The organism is Lachnoanaerobaculum sp. OBRC5-5 (genome assembly GCF_000296385.1).
Lineage (GTDB): Bacteria > Bacillota > Clostridia > Lachnospirales > Lachnospiraceae > Lachnoanaerobaculum.
This window is the reverse complement of record NZ_JH815188.1, coordinates 1-2,436: the sequence shown is the minus strand read 5'-3', so window position 1 is coordinate 2,436 and position 2,436 is coordinate 1. Positions and strand designations below refer to the sequence as shown.

The 2,436-nt window shown below is 32.7% G+C and carries 1 protein-coding gene; it reads left to right on the top strand.

Going from position 1 to position 2,436, the window contains the following annotated elements; all coding sequences use genetic code 11:
• The first annotated feature begins 289 nt into the window (after nucleotides 1-289).
• Complete coding sequence (locus HMPREF1135_RS13485) at nucleotides 290-2,047, top strand: IS1634 family transposase (protein WP_007592098.1); 1,758 nt, start codon at nucleotides 290-292, stop codon at nucleotides 2,045-2,047.
• Nucleotides 2,048-2,436: the final 389 nt, after the last annotated feature.

Here is a 2,436-nt window from a genome sequence, read left to right as displayed (position 1 = left end):
AAGCGGAACAGCTTTTTGTGGGAGAAATACAGGGAAAACTTTAGTTATAACCGCAGGAGTACATGGCGGAGAATATGTGGGAATAGAAACAGCTCCCGTCTTCCGTCGAAGTACTATGAAAGTTCCGACGTTTTAAATTTCTAATAAGCTATTTGATTTTACGCAATTCTTTTAGACCCCTTATTTTAAAGGCTTTTCTGCCATAAAAAATATTTAAAAAAAGTTGAAAATTTTTTTTGAGTATGTTATAATCATAGTACTTCATAGTACTTTACTTTTAGAGGTGTTTATGGCTTATTTTTTGAGAAAAGAAAAGAAGAAAAAAGGTACTTATCTTCAGATGTATGAATCATTTTGGGATAAGGATAAAAAGCAACCAAGAACAAAAAATGTAAAATCTTTTGGTTATGTTGAGGATTTGATTTCAGGTGAGATTCCTGATCCTGTTAAATTTTACAGTGACTATGTAAAAGAGCAAAATGAGAATAGAACAAAAGCTCTTTCTGAAGAGTCACGTCCTCGTGCATTTTCCTCCCCTGTTGAACTTAATATAGGGCACTTCTTACTCTACTCATTAATTGATGAGCTTGATGTTAAAGAAACTATTGATATACTTGCTTCTCAAATGCGTTTTCAGTTCTCTGTATTTGACTTAATTACACAACTTATTTATGCAAGAGTTATATCTCCATGCTCTAAGTCAAAGACAGCCTCTCATATATTTCCATACCTTTATGGCAGCTCTACAATCTCTGAAGACCAAGTATATGACGGGTGTTCTTTCATAGGAGAGTCTTATAAAAAGTATATTGATTTATTTAATCACTCTTATGAAAGGTATTATAAAAGGGATCTAAGCAATGTATTTTTTGATTGCACTAATTATTACTTTGAAATTGATATCCCTAGTGATGATAAGCAAAAGGGACCTTCAAAAGAGAATAGGCACTCCCCGATAATAGGGCAAGCTTTACTTTTAGATGCTGATCTCGTACCTGTCTCCATGCAAATGTATCCCGGAAATGAATCGGAAAAGCCGTATATTAGAAAAGTTATTGAAGAAATGAAGCAACGACACAGCGTATCAGGTAAGACAATTCAGGTGGCTGATAAAGGACTTAATTGTGCAAGAAATATTTATGCTGCCGTTAAAGAAGATAATGACGGCTATATATTCTCAAAATCAATACATGGTAAGAATCTAAGTGAAAAGGAAAAGAAATGGGTTCTACTTGAGAATGATACAAATGTCTTTTCTAATTACACTGATGAAAGAGGTAATATATCTTTTCGTCTTAAATCCTGTATTGACAGCTTTGACTACAGCTTTAAAGAGATCGATCCGGAAACAGGAAAAGAGAGTGTTACAAAGTTCTCTGTAAAAGAAAAGCGTATCGTCTCTTATAATCCTAACCTTGCAAAGAAACAAAGACTTGAAATAATGAAAATGGTCGATAAAGCTTCAAAGTTTTCTACATACAAAAATATCGCTAAAGATGAACTTGGAGATTGCGCTAAATATTTAGACATCATAACTAAAGATAGTACAGGCAAGACAATAAAGCCTATAATAGATTTAAATAAATCTAAGATTGATGAAGATCTTAAATATGCAGGATATAACCTTTTAGTGACATCTGAGATAGACATGGAGCCATTACAGGTATATAAGACATACCATAGCCTATGGAAAATCGAGGAATCTTTTAGACTTACAAAATCATACCTGGATGCCAGGCCTGTTTATTTACAGAAAAAAGAAACAATCTACGGGCATTTTTTGATATGCTACCTTAGTTTGTTTCTTTTAAGAGTATTAGAAATCAAGTGCTTCAAGAATAAAATAAACTCTTATGACTTGATTAACTTTATGCGTGATTTTAGAGTGGTAAATAAAGGTGATAATACATATATCAATATATCAAGATACCAGTCCGTTAACGAAAAGGTTAAAAAACTGGTTGGTTTTAGTAACCTTGATGCCCTCTATTTAACCAAAGCTGAAGTCGACAATTTCTTTCAAAACTGCATGCTCTTGGATGCCTAGAGTACTAGGTTTTGAGAGAAACGACGGAAGTCAGGTACTACTTGAAAATAAGTTTTTCAAGTTTTTTTAATAAAACATGGAAATATCTTTCATAAAAAAATAAAAAATATAGAAAAACAGACATCCGTCTTTTATTTGGCTAAATAATAAGTAATGAAAAAATGTATGGTTAGATGCGACTAACTATGCTAATATAACATAAAAACTTAGTGTATTCGGAAAGGAGGAATCTATGAAAATAGGAGATATTCTGATAAATAAAGGGGAAAAGAAAAAATTCATACTTGGAAATATAAGCGGAACAGCTTTTTGTGGGAGAAATACAGGGAAAACTTTAGTTATAACCGCAGGAGTACATGGCGGAGAATATGTGGGAATAGAAACAGCTC